At 72.1% G+C, this 17745-nt stretch carries 16 protein-coding genes; 4 read left to right on the top strand and 12 right to left on the bottom strand.

What is annotated here, in order from left to right; genetic code table 11:
• Positions 1 to 35: 35 nt before the first annotated feature.
• Positions 36 to 659: a pyridoxamine 5'-phosphate oxidase gene (pdxH, locus tag HY68_RS13520; RefSeq protein ID WP_041995971.1), complete on the bottom strand. Its 624-nt coding sequence runs from the start codon at positions 657 to 659 to the stop codon at positions 36 to 38.
• A 179-nt stretch (positions 660 to 838) separates the two neighbouring features.
• Between pdxH and HY68_RS13515 the strand changes: the two genes are divergently transcribed.
• Positions 839 to 1933 (top strand): citrate synthase 2, encoded by a 1095-nt coding sequence (locus HY68_RS13515; protein WP_041988508.1) that lies wholly within the window; start codon positions 839 to 841, stop codon positions 1931 to 1933.
• Positions 1934 to 1946: 13 nt separating this feature from the next.
• Here the strand turns inward: HY68_RS13515 and HY68_RS13510 are convergent, their stop codons facing one another.
• The 4 genes from HY68_RS13510 to HY68_RS13495 form a co-directional block, all read right to left on the bottom strand.
• Positions 1947 to 2546 (bottom strand): TetR/AcrR family transcriptional regulator, encoded by a 600-nt coding sequence (locus tag HY68_RS13510; RefSeq protein ID WP_041988505.1) that lies wholly within the window; start codon positions 2544 to 2546, stop codon positions 1947 to 1949.
• Positions 2534 to 3259 (bottom strand): enoyl-CoA hydratase family protein, encoded by a 726-nt coding sequence (locus HY68_RS13505; protein WP_041988502.1) that lies wholly within the window; start codon positions 3257 to 3259, stop codon positions 2534 to 2536. Before HY68_RS13505 ends, HY68_RS13510 begins: the two co-directional genes overlap by 13 nt.
• A 50-nt stretch (positions 3260 to 3309) precedes the next feature.
• The gene (locus HY68_RS13500) at positions 3310 to 4890 is read right to left on the bottom strand and encodes a 4-coumarate--CoA ligase family protein (RefSeq protein WP_041988499.1); all 1581 of its coding nucleotides are present in this window, start codon (positions 4888 to 4890) and stop codon (positions 3310 to 3312) included.
• A 74-nt stretch (positions 4891 to 4964) separates the two neighbouring features.
• On the bottom strand, positions 4965 to 5693 hold the full coding sequence (locus HY68_RS13495) for a helix-turn-helix domain-containing protein (protein WP_041988496.1): 729 nt from the start codon (positions 5691 to 5693) through the stop codon (positions 4965 to 4967).
• Between the two features lie 224 nt (positions 5694 to 5917).
• Between HY68_RS13495 and HY68_RS13490 the strand changes: the two genes are divergently transcribed.
• Genes HY68_RS13490 through HY68_RS13480 form a run of 3 tightly spaced genes read left to right on the top strand, consistent with a single transcriptional unit; the run spans position 5918 to position 8400 of the window.
• Complete coding sequence (locus HY68_RS13490) at positions 5918 to 6589, top strand: DUF4097 family beta strand repeat-containing protein (RefSeq protein WP_041988493.1); 672 nt, start codon at positions 5918 to 5920, stop codon at positions 6587 to 6589.
• Between the two features lie 30 nt (positions 6590 to 6619).
• Positions 6620 to 7612, top strand: a complete 993-nt coding sequence (locus HY68_RS13485) for an ATP-binding cassette domain-containing protein (RefSeq protein WP_041988490.1) — start codon at positions 6620 to 6622, stop codon at positions 7610 to 7612.
• Positions 7609 to 8400 (top strand): ABC transporter permease, encoded by a 792-nt coding sequence (locus HY68_RS13480; protein ID WP_041988489.1) that lies wholly within the window; start codon positions 7609 to 7611, stop codon positions 8398 to 8400. Before HY68_RS13485 ends, HY68_RS13480 begins: the two co-directional genes overlap by 4 nt.
• On the opposite strand, the gene HY68_RS13475 is transcribed toward HY68_RS13480, so the two are convergent.
• The 7 genes from HY68_RS13475 to HY68_RS13445 form a co-directional block, all read right to left on the bottom strand.
• Complete coding sequence (locus HY68_RS13475; protein WP_041988487.1) at positions 8358 to 9323, bottom strand: DNA-3-methyladenine glycosylase; 966 nt, start codon at positions 9321 to 9323, stop codon at positions 8358 to 8360. The two genes, HY68_RS13480 and HY68_RS13475, sit on opposite strands and share 43 nt — an antisense overlap.
• A gap of 117 nt (positions 9324 to 9440) precedes the next feature.
• Positions 9441 to 10586 carry an acyl-CoA dehydrogenase family protein gene (locus HY68_RS13470; RefSeq protein ID WP_041988485.1) on the bottom strand — a complete coding sequence of 382 codons (1146 nt, stop codon included), beginning with the start codon at positions 10584 to 10586 and terminating at the stop codon, positions 9441 to 9443.
• Positions 10583 to 12601 (bottom strand): biotin carboxylase N-terminal domain-containing protein, encoded by a 2019-nt coding sequence (locus HY68_RS13465; RefSeq protein WP_041988483.1) that lies wholly within the window; start codon positions 12599 to 12601, stop codon positions 10583 to 10585. Before HY68_RS13465 ends, HY68_RS13470 begins: the two co-directional genes overlap by 4 nt.
• Before the next feature lie 11 nt (positions 12602 to 12612).
• On the bottom strand, positions 12613 to 14220 hold the full coding sequence (locus tag HY68_RS13460; RefSeq protein WP_041988480.1) for a carboxyl transferase domain-containing protein: 1608 nt from the start codon (positions 14218 to 14220) through the stop codon (positions 12613 to 12615).
• Positions 14217 to 15941 carry an acyclic terpene utilization AtuA family protein gene (locus tag HY68_RS13455; protein ID WP_041988477.1) on the bottom strand — a complete coding sequence of 575 codons (1725 nt, stop codon included), beginning with the start codon at positions 15939 to 15941 and terminating at the stop codon, positions 14217 to 14219. Before HY68_RS13455 ends, HY68_RS13460 begins: the two co-directional genes overlap by 4 nt.
• The gene (locus HY68_RS13450) at positions 15938 to 16729 is read right to left on the bottom strand and encodes a TIGR03084 family metal-binding protein (protein WP_041988475.1); all 792 of its coding nucleotides are present in this window, start codon (positions 16727 to 16729) and stop codon (positions 15938 to 15940) included. Before HY68_RS13450 ends, HY68_RS13455 begins: the two co-directional genes overlap by 4 nt.
• A gap of 69 nt (positions 16730 to 16798) precedes the next feature.
• Positions 16799 to 17745: EamA family transporter (locus HY68_RS13445; protein WP_063779639.1), on the bottom strand; the 947-nt coding region annotated here is incomplete at its 5' end.

Genomic DNA, 17745 nt, shown 5'->3' with positions numbered 1-17745 from the left:
TTACGGGCGGCGGCGCCGGTTACGGGCGCCGGCGGCTACGGGCAGAGGCGCTCGACGCGCCAGTGCCGTCCCTCCGCCACGTACCGCAGCCGGTCGTGCAGCCGGTTCTCGTGGCCCTGCCAGAACTCGACCGTGCCCGGCGTGATCCGCAGCCCGCCCCAGCGCGGCGGCACCGGCACCTGCTCGCCCTCCGGGTAGCGGGCGGCGAGCTGCTCGTACCGCGCCAGCAGCTCCTCGCGCGTGCCGATCGGCGCCGACTGGTCGCTCGCCCAGGCGCCGAGCTGCGAGCCGTGCGGGCGGGTGCGGAAGTACGCGGCCGTCTCGTCGCGGCCGATCCGCGCGGCCCTGCCGGTGACGACGACCTGGCGGGCCAGCTGGTGCCAGGGGAAGAGCAGCGAGACGTACGGGTTCGCCGCGATCTCCTGGCCCTTGCGGGACGTGTAGTTGGTGAAGAAGACGAAGCCCTGGCCGTCGTAGTGCTTGAGCAGCACCGTCCGGGACGACGGACGGCCGTCGGGGGTCGCGGTGGAGACGACCATCGCGTTCGGTTCGTGAAGTCCGCACTCCGCCGTCTCCTTGAACCAGCGGGCGAACTGGTCCATGGGGTCGGCCGCGAGGTCCGACTCCAGGAGCGGGGTCGAGCGGTACTGCTCGCGCATGGCGGCGGGATCGTGGTTCTCGTGAGACACGGGTTCATCCTGCACCAGGGGGAGCCGTGGCCGCCGGGCAGTGCCGGACATCACGCCGCCCGGCCGCCGCCCGCGCCCGGCGCAGCCGCTATCGTTCCTGCCTCCTGCTCGCACGCCCGAGCCGATACCAACCGCTGAGGAGCCGCCCGATGTCCGACTTCGTACCCGGACTCGAAGGAGTCGTCGCGTTCGAGACGGAGATCGCCGAACCCGACAAGGAAGGCGGCGCGCTGCGCTACCGCGGCGTCGACATCGAGGACCTGGTGGGCCACGTCTCGTTCGGGAACGTGTGGGGGCTGCTGGTCGACGGCGCCTTCAACCCCGGGCTGCCGCCCGCCGAGCCGTTCCCGCTGCCCGTGCACTCCGGCGACATCCGGGTCGACGTGCAGGCGGCGCTGGCGATGCTCGCGCCCGCCTGGGGGCTGAAGCCGCTGCTCGACATCGACGAGGCCACGGCGCGCGACGATCTGGCGCGCGCCGCCGTCATGGCGCTGTCGTACGTGGCGCAGTCGGCGCGCGGGCAGGGTGTGCCGATGGTGCCGCAGCGGGAGATAGACCGGGCGGAGACGGTCGTGGAGCGGTTCATGATCCGCTGGCGCGGTGAGCCGGACCCGAAGCATGTGAAGGCCGTCGACGCGTACTGGACGTCGGCCGCCGAACACGGCATGAACGCCTCGACGTTCACCGCGCGCGTGATCGCGTCGACCGGCGCGGACGTGGCGGCGGCCCTGTCGGGCGCCGTCGGCGCGATGTCGGGTCCGCTGCACGGCGGGGCGCCCTCGCGGGTCCTCGGCATGATCGAGGAGATCGAGCGCACCGGCGACGCCGCCGCGTACGTACGGCAGGCCCTGGACAGGGGCGAGCGGCTGATGGGCTTCGGGCACCGGGTGTACCGGGCCGAGGACCCGCGGGCGCGCGTACTGCGCCGTACGGCCAAGGAATTGGGCGCGCCGCGCTTCGAGGTGGCGGAGGCGCTGGAGCGGGCGGCGCTGGACGAGCTGCACGCGCGCAGGCCCGACCGGGTGCTGGCGACGAACGTGGAGTTCTGGGCGGCGATCGTGCTGGACTTCGCGGAGGTGCCCGCGCCCATGTTCACGTCGATGTTCACCTGTGCCCGTACGGCGGGCTGGTCGGCGCACATCCTGGAGCAGAAGCGCACGGGACGGCTGGTGCGCCCTTCGGCGCGCTATGTGGGCCCGGCGTCGCGCGACCCCCGGGAGATCGACGGGTACGACGCGATCTGACCGTGCGCGGTCGTCACACGGCGGGTGGCCGCAGCGCCTCCTCGATCAGCGCGGACCACTGCGCGACCACCCGCTCGCGGCGCCTGCCGTCGTCCGTCAGCAGATTGGCGAGGCCGAGGCCGCGCGCCATGTCCAACAGCCCCTGGACGGTTTCCCGTACGCCGGGCAGCGACTCGTCTGCGGCCAGCAGCTCCACCGCGATGCGGTGTGCCTCACGCCCGACATGAGCCTCCAACTCGGTGACGCGCGGCCGTAGTTGGTCCTCGTTGGCGGCGGCGACCCAGAGTTGGAGCGCGGCCCGGAACAGCGGCCCCGTGAACAGCGCGACGATCCCGTCGACCGCTTCCGTGCGGTGGCCAGGCCCGGCCGGTACGAGGGCGCGCAGCGCGCTGGAGCGTTCCTCCGCGACGTACTCGACCGCGGCGGTGAACAGGTCCTCCCGGGTGGGGAAATGGTGCTGCGCCGCGCCACGCGAGACCCCGGCGCGCTCGGCCACGACGGCGACCGTGGAGCCCGCCCAGCCGACCTCGGCGAGACAGGCCACTGCGGCCTCCAGCAGCCGCCGCCTGGTGGCCCGGCTGCGGTCCTGTTTGGGCGCGGCTACCGTACCCATACGGGGTCCCGCCGTTCGAGGAACGCCGCGATGCCTTCCCTGGCCTCGGTGGTGATGAAGTACGAGGCGGAGCGCTGCACCAGATCCTCCGCGTGCTCGTCGAACCCGGCCAGCACCGCCGCGTTGAGCAGTTTCTTGGACTCCGCGAGGCCGCGCGGCGACGCCCGGCGCAGCCCGTCGAGTACGACGTCGAGCGCGGCGTCCACATCGTCGGCGGCCTCGGTGATCAGCCCCGCCCTGACGGCGGCCGCCGCGTCGAAGCGCTCCCCCGTGAGGTAGTAGCGGGAGGCGGCACGCGGCTCTATGCGCGGCAGCAGCGGCAGCGAGATCACGGCGGGCGCGACGCCGATGCGTACCTCGGTGAAGGCGAAGTCGGACGTGCGGTCGGCGAGCGCGATGTCGCACGCGCCGAGCAGACCGAGCCCGCCGGCTCTGACATGGCCGCTCACCCGGGCCACGACGGGCTTGGGCAGTTCGACGATCTGCCGCATGAGACCGACGAAGGTGTACGGGTTGGCCGGGCTCTTGAGGTCGGCGCCGGCGCTGAAGGTGGAGCCGCTGTGGGTGAGCACCACGGCGCGCACCGACGGGTCCTTGCCGCAGGCGCCGAGGGCTTCGCCGAGCGCGGCGACGAGCTGGGCCGAGAGGGCGTTGCGGTTCTCCGCCGAGTCCAGGGTGAGGGTGGTGATACCGCGCTCGTGCGCGACGGCCACCGCTCCCCGTTGTCCCCGCGGCTCTCTCGGCTGTCCCGGCGTTTGTTCTGTCACGTGCTCTCCCTCTCGCGATCTCTCAGTTCACGTCTGAGGATCTTGCCGGTGGTGGCGCGCGGCACGCCGCCGATGAACTCGACCCGGCGGACCTTCTTGTAGGGGGCGACGCGTTCGGCGACGAACGCCATGACGTCGCCCTCCGTGAGCGCTTCGGCACCGGGCCGACGGACAATGTATGCCTTGGGGACCTCGTTCCCGTCTTCGTCGTAAACACCGATCACGGCCGCGTCGGCGACGGATTCGTGAGTGAGCAGCAGAGCTTCCAGGTCGGCGGGGGCGACCTGGAACCCCTTGTACTTGATGAGTTCCTTGACCCGGTCGACGACGAACAGCCATCCGTCGCCGTCCACCCGGCCCACGTCGCCGGTGTGTGCCCAGCCGTCGGCGTCGATCATCGCGGCGGTCTCCTCGGGCCGGCCGAGATAGCCCTTCATCACCTGCGGACCGCGGATGAGGATCTCGCCCTCGGCGCCGGGTCCTACGTCCTGCGCCGGGTCGTCGAGGGAGACGATCCGCATCTCGGTGCCGGCGATCAGCTTGCCGACGGTGCCGGGCGGCGGCTCGGCGGCCGACAGCGGTACGACATGGGTGCCGGGCGAGAGTTCCGTCATGCCGTACGCCTGCCGCAGCGGCGGCAGCCCCAGCCGCTCCGAACAGGCGGCGGCGAGCCGGGCGTCGAGCGGGGCGGCGGCGCTGACGATGTAGTCGAGCGAGGACAGGTCGTACCGGGCGACGGCGGGGTGCTTGGCCAGGGCGAGGACGATGGGCGGCGCCACGAACAGCCCGTTGATGCGGTGCTTCTCGATCGCCTCAAGGAATTGTTCGAGGTCGAAGCGGGGCAGTACGACAACGGTGGCGCCGTGCCGCAGCGGCGCGTTCATCAGCGCGGTCAGCCCGTAGATGTGGAAGAACGGCAGCACGGCGAGGATGCGGTGTCCCGGCGCCATCGGTATGACGGGCTCCAACTGCGCCAGGTTGGTGGCGATCGAGCGGTGCGTGAGCATCACCCCCTTGGGGACGCCGGTGGTGCCCGAGGAGTACGGCAGTACGGCGACGTCCTCGCCGGGGTCGACGGCGACGTCGGGCTCCGGCGCCGCCGACCCGGCCATGTCGAGGACCGACTGATGTCCCTCGGCGCGGTCACAGACGAACACTTCCTCGATCCCGCCGACCAACTCGGCTGCCCTGCGCGCCACATCGAGCAGCGGCGACACGGTGACGATCCACCGCGCCCGGGAGTCCCGCAGCTGCGTCGCCAACTCCTCGGCCGTGCAGAGCGGATGCACGGTGGTGACGGAGGCACCGGCGCGGGTCGCCGCGTAGAACACCACCGGGTAGGCGACGGTGTTGGGACTGTGCAGCGCGAGCACGTCCCCCTTCACCACCCCGGCGACGGCGAACGCGGCGGCCAGCCGCCGGTGCGCGACGTCGAGCTGGGCGTAGCTGACACTCGTCCCGGCAGCCCCGTCGATCAGCGCGACGGCGTCCCCGAACTCGGCGGCGCGGCCGAGCACGGCGTCATGGATGGGCAGATCGACGGCCGGGACATCCGCGTACTCGCTGTGGAACACCATGGCGACCCCTTCGACGGTGGACGCCCAGAATCACCCCGGCCGGTACGGCTTGGGGAGACCCGCGACCCGCCCAATCAGCCGCCCGGCGGCGTTTCGGCTTTCGTGTAGAGGACTTCGCGGCCCTGCTCCGCCGCGCGGACGATGCCTTCGGAGACGAAGTCGAGGAAACGGGCGATGTTTTCGAGGCGGGCGGCGGCCGGGGTGCCGGGGCCGAGGACGGCGACGCCCTGGCGTGCGGTCGCGACCAGTTGGTCGTTGGCGCGGGCGCTGGCCATCGTCGCCTCGTACCAGACGTCTTCGTCGACGAAGTAGCGCTCGCGGCGGCGTTCGTCGCGTTCCCTGCGGGCGAGGTCCTGGCTCTCCAGGAACGCCATCGCCTTCGAGATGGACGCCGGGCTGACCTGGAGGCGCTGGACGAGTTCGGCGGCGGTGAGGCTGCCGGAGTCGGCGGTGAAGAGGCAGACCAGCACCCGGGACATCATCTTGGGCAGCCCCGACTGCATGAGGACGGTGGTGAACGTCTCCTCGTACTCGCGCACGGCCTCGGCGTCGCGTCCGTCCGTCGGCGGGAGCGGCTGCGGGCCCTGGGCCAGGGGCTGCCTGCGGCGGTGGGTGCGGCGTTCGGTGGCGCGGTGGGCCAGATCGGCGCGGTAGCCGCCCGGGCCGCCGTTGCGCAGCACTTCGCGCGTGACCGTCGAGGTCGGCCGGTCGAGGCGTCTGGCGATCTCCGCGTAGGCGAGGCCGTCGGCCAGCCCCAGCGCGATCTGCTGGCGTTCCTGCTCGGTGAGCCTGCCGCCCGGCATCGCGGTCTCCTTTGTGCTGTGTCGTGTCCTTGGCGCCTTCAGCATAGCGTTCACCTTCAATCCATTGCAACGTTCGAGTATGCGACGTTGCGTTAGATTCAGAACCGTTGCAACGATATTCTGGCTCTCACCTGCGCCTACGGGCTTTATACGCAATGAATCTGTTGTCAGATCCATGAACGCAACGTAGCTTTCCATCATCGGAAACAACGAAGGAGAGCACGATGCAGAAGTTCGACACCCCCGCCCCCGTCTCCGCCGTCCTCGACATCCCGGCCGGCCTCATCCGGTTCATCGGGGCCGAACGGACCGACACCACGGTCGAGGTCCTGCCCGCCGACGCGTCGAAGAGCGGCGACGTGAAGGCGGCCGGGCAGACCACCGTCGAATACGCCGACGGCGTCCTGCGCATCACGGGGGCACCGGCCAAGAACCGGATCCTCGGCAGCTCGGGATCGGTCGAGGTGACCGTCCAACTGCCCGCCGGATCCAGCGTCGAGGCGACGGCTGCCAGTGGCGAGTTCCGCGGCGTCGGGCGCCTCGGCGACGTCGTCCTCGACGTCTCGCAGGGCAAGGCCAAGATCGACGAGACGGCCGCCGCCCGCCTCACACTCCTCGCGGGCGACGTCTCGGTCGGCCGCCTGGGCGGCCCCGCCGAGATCGGCACCCGCAAGGGCGACGTGCACATCGCCGAAGCCGTCCGCGGCACGGTCCAACTCCACACCGAGTACGGCGAGATCACGGTCGGCGCCGCCCACGGCGTCTCCGCGTCCCTGGACGCGGGCGCCACCCACGGGCGGATCCACAACGCGCTCAAGAACACCGAAGGCGCCGCCGCCGGCCTGACCATCCACGCGACCACCGCCTACGGCGACATCACCGCCCGCAGCCTCTGAAGGAGCAGTCCGTTGAAGGAGCACCCCCTCATGACCAGCCCGGCCACGACCAGCCCGGCCATCGCGGCGAGCGGACTGCGCAAGTCCTACGGCGACAAGGTCGTCCTCGACGGGATCGACCTGACCGTCCCCGAAGGAACGGTCTTCGCCCTGCTCGGCCCGAACGGCGCCGGCAAGACCACCGCCGTCAACATCCTCTCCACCCTCATCTCCCCGGGACCCGGCTCCGGTTCGATCCGCATCGGCGGCCACGACCTCACCACCGACGCCCAGGCCGTACGCGGCGCGATCGGTGTCACCGGGCAGTTCTCCGCCGTGGACGGCCTGATCACCGGTGAGGAGAACATGCTCCTCATGGCGGACCTGCACCACCTCTCCCGCGGCGAGGGACGGCGGGTCGCCGCCGAACTGCTGGACCGCTTCGACCTGGTGGAGGCCGCGCAGAAGCCCGCCTCCACCTACTCCGGCGGCATGAAGCGCCGCCTCGACATCGCCATGACGCTCGTCGGCGACCCGCGGATCATCTTCCTCGACGAGCCCACCACCGGCCTCGACCCGCGCAGCCGCCACACCATGTGGCAGATCATCCGGGGCCTGGTCGCGGACGGTGTCACCGTCCTGCTCACCACCCAGTACCTGGACGAGGCCGACGAACTCGCCGACCGCATCGCCGTGTTGCACAACGGCAAGATCGCCGCCGAAGGCACAGCCGACGAGCTGAAGCGGCTCGTCCCCGGCGGACACGTCCGGCTCCGCTTCACCGACCCGGCCGCCTACCGCTCCGCCGCCGCCGTCCTGGGCGAGGTCACCCAGGACGACGAGGCGCTGTCCTTGCAGATCCCCAGCGACGGCACCCAGCGCGCGCTGCGCGCCGTCCTCGACCGGCTCGACTCCGCCGGCATCGAGGCAGCGGAACTGAGCGTGCACACCCCCGACCTGGACGACGTCTTCTTCGCCCTGACAGGACCCGCCGTACCCGGCCGGCCCGGCCCCGCCAACCAGCCTGAGGAGGCTGTCAGATGAGTACCCTCTCCCTCGCCGTGCGCGACTCGTCCACGATGCTGCGCCGCAACCTCCTGCACGCCCGGCGCTACCCGTCCATGACCCTGAACCTGCTGCTCACACCGATCATGCTGCTGCTGCTCTTCGTCTACATCTTCGGTGACGTGATGAGCGCGGGCATCGGCGGCGGCGGCGCGGACCGCTCCGCGTACATCGCCTACATCGTCCCCGGCCTGCTGCTGATGACCATCGGCAGCACCACGATCGGGACGGCGGTGTCGGTCTCCAACGACATGACCGAGGGCATCATCGCCCGCTTCCGCACCATGGCCATCCACCGCGGCTCCGTGATCGTCGGCCATGTCATCGGCAGTGTGCTGCAGTGCATCGCCAGCGTGGTCCTCGTCGGCGCCATCGCCGTGGCCATCGGTTTCCGCTCCACCGACGCGACCGTCCTGGAGTGGATCGCCGCCTTCGGCCTGCTCGTGCTCTTCGCCACCGCGCTCACCTGGATCGCCGTGGGCATGGGCCTGATCAGCCCCAACGCCGAGGCCGCCAGCAACAACGCCATCCCACTGATCCTGCTGCCGCTGCTGTCCAGCGCTTTTATCCCCGTCGACACCATGCCCGGCTGGTTCCAGCCGATCGCCGAGTACCAGCCCTTCACCCCGGCCATCGAGACGCTGCGCGGGCTGCTGCTCGGGACCGGGATCGGCAACAACGGCTGGCTCGCGCTGGGCTGGTGCGTGGGTCTCGCGGTGCTCGGCTACTTCTGGTCGGCCGCCAAGTTCAACAGCGACCCGTCGTAACGGGCACGCAGGAGCAGGGCGACCCAACTGCGGTACGGGCGCCAGCCGTCCGCGACGGCGGCGAGGCGCTCCGGATCGGCGGCCGTGACGGCATCGAGGCCGTACGCGGCCGCCATCGCCTCGTACAGCCGGGGTTCGTGGTCGGGGAAGAGGTCGGGGTGTCCGGCTCCGCGTACCAGGGTCAGTTGAGCCGAGAACGGTCCGACGCCCGGCAACTCTTGCAGGCCGGCCAAGGCCAACTCCGCCGGCTGCGAACGCAGTTGAGCGGCATCGAGGCGCCCGTCCAGCGCCGCTTCGGCAAGTGCGCGCAGCCGCTCGACCTTGATGCCGGTGAGGCCGGGGAACTGGTCGAGCCGGCGCAGTACCGACGGGACCGGGAAGGCGTGGAGCCTCCGGCCGGCCACGTCGACGGCCTGGCCGTGTTCTTCGGCCAGCCGGGCCTTGACCCGGGCGGCCTGGGTCCGCCGGATGCGGTTGCCGATGATCGTCCAGGCGGCTGCCTCGTACGGCGAGTAGAACAGGACCGGCCGCAGGCCCGGGAACTCTGCCTGGAGGCCGGCGACGACGGGGTCGTGGTCGCCGAGGGCGCCGAATTCGCTTCCGTCCACGTCGAGGGAGAGGATCCGGGCGATCTGGGCCCGGACCGCCGTGGCGGCCGGCGTACCGGCGGCGGGCCGGGTCTCCTTCCCGTCGATGAGGACGGTGTACTCGGCGCGTACGACGGAGGAGGCGGCCCCGTCCGCCGGCCTCTCCTTCTGCCGCAGGGCGCATCCGACGACGGCCTCACCGTCGTCCGTGGGGAACGCCAGCCGGAGCACACCGTCGCGGGCGTCGTCGTACGAGGCCGGGGTGAAGCCCTCCAGGAAGCGGACGGCGGCGGCCAGGGAGAACGGCCCGTCGGGGGTGAGGGTGGCAGCGGCCACGCGTCGGCTCTCTTTCTCGAAGCAACGTCAGGTCCTCGAAGCAACGTCAGGACTCCGCCCCATTCAACGCCGTCCCGCGCCCGCCCCGGCCCGACCCGCCCGGCCCGCCCGTCGCCTTCAGTACGACTTCGGAAGGCCCAGGGTCTGATGCGAGACGTAGTTCAGGATCATCTCCCGGCTCACGGGCGCGATACGGGCCACCCGGGACGCCGTGATCAGGGACGCCAGGCCGTACTCGCGGGTCAGACCGTTGCCGCCCAGGGTCTGTACGGCCTGGTCCACGGCCTTCACACAGGCCTCGCCCGCCGCGTACTTGGCCATGTTCGCCGCCTCGCCCGCGCCCGCGTCGTCGCCCGCGTCGTACAGGTACGCCGCCTTGCGCATCATCAGGGCGGCCAGTTCCAGTTCGATGTGGGCCTGGGCCAGCGGGTGGGCGACGGCCTGGTGGGCGCCGATCGGTTCCTTCCAGACCTGGCGGGTCTTCGCGTAGTCGACGGCCTTGGCGAGCGCGTACCGGCCCATGCCGATCGCGAACGCGGCGGTCATGACACGCTCAGGGTTGAGTCCGGCGAACAGCTGGAGCAGCCCCGCGTCCTCGTCGCCGACCAGCGCGTCGGCGGGGAGGCGTACGTCGTCCAGCACCAGCTCGAACTGCTTCTCGACCGCGGTGAGTTCCATGTCGATCTGGGAGCGCTGGAAGCCCTGCGCCTCGCGCGGGACGATGAACAGGCACGGCTTCAGCCTGCCGGTACGGGCGTCCTCGGTGCGGCCGACGATGAGGGTGGCGTCCGCGATGTCGACGCCGGAGACGAAGACCTTGCGGCCGTTGAGTATCCAGCCGTCCCCGGTCTGCGCCCTGCGGGCGGTGGTGGTGATGCGGTGGGAGTTGGACCCCGCGTCGGGTTCGGTGATGCCGAAGGCCATCGTGAGGGAGCCGTCGGCGAGCCCCGGCAGCCACTGCTGCTTCTGCGCTTCGGTGCCGAAGCGGGCGATGACCGTGCCGCAGATGGCCGGGGACACGATCATCAGCAGCAGGGGGCAGCCCGCCGCGCCCAACTCCTCCAGCACTATGGACAGTTCGGCCAGGCCGCTGCCTCCGCCGCCGTACTCCTCGGGGAGGTTCACCCCGAGATAGCCGAGCTTTCCCGCCTCCTCCCACAGGGTGGCCCGGTCGTAGCCCCGGCCGTGGCGATGGCCGAGGGCGGCGACGGCGGCGCGCAGCGCGGCCTGTTCTTCGGTCTCGACGAGAGTGCGGTCGCTCATGCGGACGTGTCCTCCTGTGCGTCACGGGCATCGGGTGCGCCACTGGCAACCGGTGCGTCACTGGCAACGACGGCGAGCAGGGCGCCCACCTCGACCTGACGGCCGGGTGCGGCGTGGAGAGCGGTGAGGGTGCCGGAGGCGGGGGCGACGATCCGGTGTTCCATCTTCATCGCCTCCAGCCAGATCAGCGGCTGTCCGGCGGTGACGGCGCTGCCCTCGGCCAGCCCGTCAGCGACCCGTACGACGGTCCCGGGCATCGGCGCGAGCAGCGACCCGGGGCCCGTGCGGGCGAGCGGGTCGGCGAAGCGCGGCTCGACGGCGAGGCGGTACGAGCCGGCGGCGGTGTCGACGTACACCTGCCCGCCGTGCCGGGCGACGTCGAACCGCCTTACCGCGCCGTCCACTTCGAGCCGCACCCGGTGCGGGTGGGCCTCGACGACCCGGATCGCCGGGTCGGCGCCTTCGCGCTCCACGGCGAAGCCGTCCCTGGTGGCGCGGTACCGCACCTCGTGCCCGCCGTACGTCCGCGCCTGCGGCTGCGACGGTACGTTCCGCCAGCCGCCGAGCCGGGCGGTGACGCTCGTACCGCCCGCCCGCTGCCGGACCGCGTCGGCGAGCGCCGCAGCGACGGCGGCGATGTCCTCGCCCGGGGCCCGGGTGGTGAGTCCGGCGAGGTGACGTCCGTAGAAACCGGTGTCGAACCGGCCCGCCACGAAGTCCGGGTGGCCGAGCGAGCGTACGAGCAAATCCCGGTTGGTCACGGGCCCGTGCACCCTCGCCCGGCGCAGCGCGGTCCGCAGCAGCCGCAGCGCCGCGTCGCGCGTCGGGGCCCAGGCGACGACCTTGGCGAGCATGGGGTCGTAGTGGACGCCGATGGTGTCGCCGTCGGCGTAGCCGCTGTCGACACGGACGCGGGCGCCGCCGCCCGGCGCGGTTGTCACCGGCACGGCGAGCGAGTACAACCGGCCGGTCTGCGGGGTCCAGTCGGCCGCCGGGTCCTCCGCGTACAGCCGCGCCTCCACCGCGTGGCCCGCCGGCTCCGGCGGCTCGGGCGGGAGCTCCGCCCCCTCCGCGACCGCGAGTTGCAGGGCCACCAGGTCGAGGCCGAACACCTCCTCGGTGACGGGGTGTTCGACCTGGAGCCGGGTGTTCATCTCCAGGAAGTACGGCCGCCCCGGCGCCGAGACCAGGAACTCGACCGTGCCCGCGCCCCGGTAGTCGACGGCGCGGGCCGCCGTGACCGCCGCCTCCGCCAGGGCCGTGCGCAGCTCGGGCGGAAGGCCGGGGGCCGGGGACTCCTCGACGACCTTCTGGTGTCTGCGTTGCAGCGAGCAGTCGCGGGTGCCGAGCGCCCAGACCGTGCCGTATGCGTCGGCGAGGATCTGGACCTCCACATGGCGGCCGTCCTCCACGTACGGCTCGGCGAAGACCTCGCCGTCCCCGAAGGCGGACCGCGCCTCGGCGCGCGCCGCCGTCAACTCCTCGGGCAGCGCGGCCAGCGACCGTACGACGCGCATGCCACGGCCGCCGCCGCCCACCGCCGCCTTCAGCAGCAGCGGCAGATCGTGCTCCGTCGCCGCCGCCGGGTCGACCGGGGCGAACAGGGGGACGCCCGCCTCACCCATCAGCTCCTTCGCGCGCGTCTTCGACGCCATCGACTCGATCGCGGCGGGCGGCGGCCCGATCCATACCAGGCCCGCGTCCTGCACGGCCTGTGCGAACTCCGCGTTCTCGGACAGGAATCCGTACCCCGGATGGACCGCGTCGGCGCCTGCCGCCAGCGCCGCCTTCACGATCAGATCGCCGCGCAGGTACGTGTCGGACGGCGCGGCGCCCGGCAGCCGTACCGCCGCGTCCGCCTCGCGCACATGCAGCGCTTCGGCGTCGGCGTCGGAGAACACCGCCACCGTCGCGATGCCCAGTTCACGGCAGGTGCGGAAGACCCGGCAGGCGATTTCGCCGCGGTTCGCGACAAGGACAGACTCGATCGTGGTGGAGACCGTGGTGGAGATCATGGTGGAAGCCCTCACATCCGGAAGACGCCGAAGCCGCCCCGCACGCCCTCGACCGGGGCGGTGTGGATGGCGGACAGGCACAGGCCAAGGACCGTGCGGGTGTCGCGCGGGTCGATGACCCCGTCGTCGTACAACCGCCCGGACAGGAACGTGGGCAGCGACTCCGACTCGATCTGCGCCTCCACCATCGCGCGCAGCGCCGCGTCGCCCTCGGCAGCCTGGTCGACGTATCGCTGCCCCTTCGCCGCCGCCGATGCGCGGGCCACGATCGAGAGCACACCGGCCAGTTGCTGCGGTCCCATCACCGCCGACTTGGCGCTCGGCCACGCGAACAGGAAGCGCGGGTCGTACGCCCGGCCGCACATGCCGTAGTGCCCTGCCCCGTACGAGGCGCCCATCAGCACCGACAGGTGCGGCACCTTGGAGTTGGCGACGGCGTTGATCATCATCGCGCCGTGTTTGATGATGCCGCCCTGCTCGTACTCCCTGCCGACCATGTAGCCGGTGGTGTTGTGCAGGAACAGCAGCGGAATGTCGCGCTGGTTGGCGAGCTGGATGAACTGCGCCGCCTTCTGCGACTCGGCGCTGAACAACACCCCCTGGGCGTTGGCGAGTACACCCACCGGGTAGCCGTGCAGCCGCGCCCAGCCGGTCACCAGGCTCGGTCCGTACAGCGCCTTGAACTCGTCGAAGTCCGAGCCGTCCACGATCCGCGCGATCACCTCGCGCGGGTCGAAGGGGACCTTCAGATCGCCGGGGACGATGCCCAGCAGCTCCTCCCCGTCGTACTTCGGCGGTTCGGCGGGCCCTGGATCCGGCTGCGCCTTGCGCCAGTTGAGCCGGGTGACGATACGGCGGGCCTGGCGCAGCGCTTCCGGCTCGTCCTCGGCGAAGTGGTCGGCGAGCCCCGACGTACGGGCGTGCATCTCGGCGCCGCCCAGCGACTCGTCGTCGCTCTCCTCGCCCGTGGCCATCTTCACCAGCGGCGGTCCGCCGAGGAAGACCTTCGACCGCTCCTTGATCATGACGGTGTGGTCGGACATCCCGGGCACGTAGGCCCCGCCGGCCGTCGAGTTGCCGAAGACGACGGCGACGGTGGGGATGCCGGCGGCGGACAGCCGGGTGAGGTCGCGGAAGAGCGCCCCGCCCGGGATGAATATCTCCTTCTGGGACGGCAGATCGGCGCCGCCCGACTCGACCAGGCTGATGACCGGCAGCCGGTTCTCGAAGGCGATCTGGTTGGCTCGCAGGGCCTTCTTCAGCGTCCACGGGTTCGACGAACCACCGCGTACCGTCGGGTCGTTGGCGGTGATCAGGCACTCGACGCCCTCGACCACACCGATCCCGGTGACCATCGACGCACCCACGGGGTAGTCGCTCCCCCACGCAGCGAGCGGTGACAGTTCGAGGAACGGGGTGTCGGGGTCGAGCAGCAGCTCGATCCGCTCCCGCGCCAGCAGCTTCCCCCGCTTTCGGTGCCGGGCGACGTACTTCTCGCCGCCGCCCGCGAGCGCCTTGGCGTGTTCGGCGTCCAGTTCGGTGAGCTTGGCGAGCATCGCGTCGCGGTGGGCGGTGTGTTCGGCGGACGCGGGGTCGAGGGCCGACGCGAGGACGGTCACAGCAGTACCTCCGGTAGGTCGACGTGCCGGGACCGCAGCCATTCACCGAGCGCCTTGGCCTGCGGGTCGAACCGGGCCGCCGCTGCGACACCTTCGCCGAGCAGCCCCGTCACGACGAAGTTCAGCGCGTTCAACTGGGGCAGCACATGCCGGTCGATCGGCAACTCCCTTGCCTCCGGTATCAGTTCGCGGAACAGGTCGACGGTCAGCTCGTGTGCGAGCCAGCGCCAGGCGTCCTCGGTCCGCGCCCAGACCCCGACGTTGGCGTCACCGCCCTTGTCGCCACTGCGGGCGCCGGCGATCAGCCCGAGCGGCGCCGGGCGGACCGGGAGCCCGGCGGGCAGGGGCGCGGGAAGCGCGGCGGCGGCCATCGGCTCAAGTGCGGTTGTACGTGGCGGAGATGGCATCAACACGCGGCGCCCGTCCGGCAGCACCGCCGCGTGCGCCACCTCGCCCGCGTCCACATACGCCGCCTCGAAGACCCCGTACGGCGCGCCCTTGCCCGGCGGCGCCGTCACATGGAAGCCCGGGTAACTGCCCAGCGCCAGCTCGATCGCTGCGCCGCTCACCGCACGCCCCACCGCGTCCGGATCACTGTCGCGCACGACCAGCCGCAGCAGGGCGCTGGCCGTCTCCTCCGTTTCGGCGTCCGCGCCGTCGGTGCGCGCCAGCTCCCAACGCACGTCCCCCGGAGCCTTCTTGGTGCGGGCGAACGCGTCCGTCACCTGTTCGCGCACCAGCCGCGCCTTGGCGTCGATGTCGAGTCCGGTGAGGACGAACACGACCTCGTTGCGCCAGCCGCCGATCCGGGTGAGCCCCACCTTGAGGGTGGGCGGCGGCGGTTCGCCGCGTACGCCGGAGATCCTGACCCGGTCGGGGCCCTGCTGCGACAGCCGTATGGTGTCGAGGCGCGCGGTGACGTCGGGGCCCGCGTACCGGGCGCCGGCCGTCTCGTACAGCAACTGCGCGGTGACGGTGCCGACATCGACGACGCCGCCGGTGCCGTCGTGTTTGGTGACGACGGCCGAGCCGTCCGGGTGGATCTCGGCGAGCGGGAACCCGGGGCGGCGGATGTCGTGCTGCCCGAAGAACGAGTAGTTGCCGCCGGTCGCCTGCGTCCCGCACTCCAGTACGTGCCCGGCGACGACGGCCCCGGCGAGCGCGTCGAGGTCGTCGGAGCCCCAGCCGAAGTGTGCGGCGGCCGGTCCTGTGACGAGGGCGGCGTCGGTGACCCGGCCCGTGACCACGACGTCGGCGCCGGCCCGCAGGCACGCGGCGATACCGGCGCCGCCGAGATAGGCGTTGGCGGTCAGCACGCCGTCGCCCCAGCCGCCGCGTGCGAGCAGGTCGTCGCCTTCGACATGGGCGACGGTGACCGGTACGCCGACGCGGTCGGCCAGCGCGCGCACAGCGGCGGCCAGCCCCGCCGGGTTCAGTCCGCCCGCGTTGGCGACGATCTTCACCCCGCGCTCATGGGCGAGCCCGAGGCCGTCCTCCAGCTGGCGCAGGAACGTCTTGGCGTAGCCGGCTTCCGGGTTCTTCAGCCGGTCGCGGCCGAGGATCAGCATGGTCAGCTCGGCGAGGTAGTCGCCGGTGAGGACGTCGAGCCGGCCACCGGTGAGCATGTCGCGCAGGGCGTCGAACCGATCGCCGTAGAAGCCGGACGCGTTCCCGATCCGGAGGACGTCGGGGGCGCCCGGGGTGGCGCCTGCCACGCTCATCGCCCGCCCTTCCGCGGCCTGCCGGGCCCCGGCGGGCCCGCGAACGCCTGCGCGATGTCCAGCCAGCGGTCGGCGTCGGCGCCGACGGCCCGTACCGCGAGGTCCGCCCGGTGGGCGCGCTGTGTCACCAGTAGGGCGAAGTCGAGTGCGGGGCCGGTGATCCGCTGGGCCGCGCCCTCGGGCCCGTACGTCCACAGCTCGCCGGCCGGGCCGGTGATCTCCACCCGGAACGGCTCGGCGGGCGGCTGCTCGCCGCGTACGAGATAGGCGTAGTCGCGGGCCCGTACGCCGATCCAGGCGACGTGCCGCAGCCGGGCGGTCGGTGGCGGGGTGACCCCCAGGGCCTCGGCGACGTCCAGGCCGTGCGCCCAGGTCTCCATCAGCCGGGCGGTCGCCATCGAAGCGGCGCTCATCGGCGGCCCGTACCAGGGGAAGCGCGCGCCGGACGGGGCCGCGCGCAGGGCCAGTTGGAGCTGTTCGCAGCCGGTGCGCCAGCGGTCGAGCAGTTCGGCGGGCGGGAGCGCGGCGCCTGTTTCGGCGCCGTCGTCCACGAAGGAGTCGGGGGCGGCCAGGGCCTTTGCCGCCTCTCCCGCGAAGGCGGTCTCGTCGGTCGCGGCGAGCAGGGCGGCCGTGTCGGTCCAGTGGAGATGGGCGATCTGGTGGGCGATCGTCCAGCCGGCGGCGGGGGTCGGCAGCGCCCAGTCCGCCGGGCCCAGCTCCCCTACCAGCCGGTCGAGTTCGGCGCTCTCGTCGCGCAGATCGTCAAGGACGGCGACAGGGTCGGCCACGGGCGAACTCCCCTCGGGACAACACGGCGGTGTGCGTGTCCCGGAGCATGGCAGTGCCCGTAGAAACAATCAAGCATGCTTGGTTTGCTTTTTACGGCCACGCCACCGGCCGCGCGCCGCGTCACGCCACCGGCCGCCCGCCGCCCCGCCGGGACGGTTGCGCAACTGGCTGCGTACCGCGCCGATGCTGGCCGCGATCACCAGCGCGATGGCCAGCGCGTCCGTCGCCGACAGCGCCTGGTTCAGTACGAGGAAGCCGGCGCCCGCGGCGATGGCGGGCTCCAGGCTCATCAGCACGGCGAACGTCTGGGCGGGCAGCCGCCGCAGGGCCAGCAGCTCCAGCGTGTAGGGCAGTACGGACGACATGACGGCGACACAGAGCGCGAGCCCCAGCGTGGACGGCACCACCAGCTTCGCCCCGGACTCCACGATGCCCAGCGGCATGGCCAGCACGGCGCCGACCGCCATGGCCAGCGCGAGCCCGTCGGCCTGCGGGAAGCGCCGCCCGGTACGCGCGCTGAAGAGGATGTACGCCGCCCACATGGCGCCCGCGCCGAGCGCGTACGCCGTACCCAGCGGGTCGAGCCGGTCGAACGTTCCGCCGTTCAGCAGCACCACCCCGGCGAGCGCGCACCCGGCCCACACGACGCTGACCACTCGGCGGGAGACGATCACGGAGAGCGCGAGCGGGCCGAGGACTTCCAGGGTCACGGCGGCGCCGAGCGGGATCCGGTCGGCGGCCTGGTAGAAGCTGCAGTTCATGGCGGCCATCACGGCGCCGAACGCCAGGACCGTCCCCCAGTCGGCGCGCGAGTGACCGCGCAGGGTCGGCCGGCAGACGACCAGCATCACGACGGCGGCGAGCGCGAGCCGCAGGGACACGACACCGAGGGCGCCGGCCCGCGGCATCAGCAGGACGGCGACGGCGGCGCCGAACTGGACGGAGAGCCCACCGGACACGACGAGCGCGAGCGAACCGAGGGAGCTGTGGCCTCCGCCGGGCTGCGCGGCAGCCG

Source organism: Streptomyces sp. AcH 505 (genome assembly GCF_000818175.1).
In the GTDB taxonomy this organism is placed as follows: Bacteria; Actinomycetota; Actinomycetes; order Streptomycetales; family Streptomycetaceae; genus Streptomyces.
This window is presented reverse-complemented; position numbering and strand designations above follow the sequence as displayed.